General features: G+C 60.5%; 1 protein-coding gene and 1 pseudogene. Both read left to right on the top strand.

Annotation, left to right across the window (positions count from 1 at the left end; all coding sequences use genetic code 11):
* Positions 1-135: pseudogene (locus EN994_RS33190) on the top strand (ABC transporter permease); the annotation flags it as partial.
* A 51-nt stretch (positions 136-186) separates the two neighbouring features.
* Positions 187-944: substrate-binding domain-containing protein (locus EN994_RS33185; protein WP_164746516.1), on the top strand; the 758-nt coding region annotated here is incomplete at its 3' end.

The following is a 944-nucleotide window of genomic DNA, read 5'->3' as shown; positions in this document are numbered from 1 at the left end:
CTGTTCGTCGGCATCTTGCTTCAGGGCCTGACGATGATGAACGCGCCTTACTACACGCAGGATTTCATCAAGGGCGTGGTTCTGGTCGTCGCCCTTGTCTTCACCTTTGCGCTTTCGGGCAGGGGCAGGAGATAGCTTTCGACCGGAACAGGATTTTCGAGTTCAACAAGAGTGGAGGAAAACAAAGTGAGCATTACAAGAAGACTTCTGGGGAAGGTGGCGCTCGGATTGGCCGGCGCAACTATGCTGATGCAGGTCCCGGCTTTTGCCGCGGACAAGCCGGCGCCCTTCGACAAGCCCGGCGTCAAGATCGCGCTGGTGCGCTATCTCTCGACCGGCGACTTCTTCCAGGCCTATCTCTCGGGCGTCGAGGCGCAGTCGAAGGCGCTCGGCATCGACCTGCGCGTCCTCGACAGCCGCCAGGATGCGGCTCTTCAGTCCGACATGGTCGACCAGGCCATCGCGCTCGGCGTGCAGGGCATCATCATCCAGCACGGCCTGACGGAATCGATGAAGGACGCCGCGCAGCGTGCGGTCGACGCCGGCATCAAGGTTGTGGCCTTCGACGTCAATGTCGAAAACCCCAAGATCCCGCAGATCGAACAGTCCGATCGCGACCTGGCACGCCTCGCGCTCGAGCAGGCGGTCAAGGACAATGGCGAGAGCTGGAATGCCGGCTATGTCTATGTCGCCGGCATCGCGCCGCTCGACCGCCGCAACGAGACCTGGGTTGACGTCAAGAAGAAATATGCCGGCATCAAGGAAGTCGCGATGTTCGGCACGCTCGACAATCCGATCGCCAACTCCGTCGCCAACCAGGCGCGTTCGGTGCTGACGGCGCATCCCGACATCAAGGTGATGTTCGCTCCCTATGACGAATTCGCCAAGGGCGTGAAGATCGCTGTCGACGAAGCGGGCTTGAACAAGGGCATCAAGATCTATTC

The organism is Mesorhizobium sp. M7A.F.Ca.CA.002.09.1.1, from assembly GCF_003998555.1.
GTDB classification, from domain to species: Bacteria; Pseudomonadota; Alphaproteobacteria; order Rhizobiales; family Rhizobiaceae; genus Mesorhizobium; species Mesorhizobium ciceri.
The sequence above is the reverse complement of the archived record's forward strand: the minus strand, read 5'-3'. Positions and strand labels throughout refer to the sequence as shown.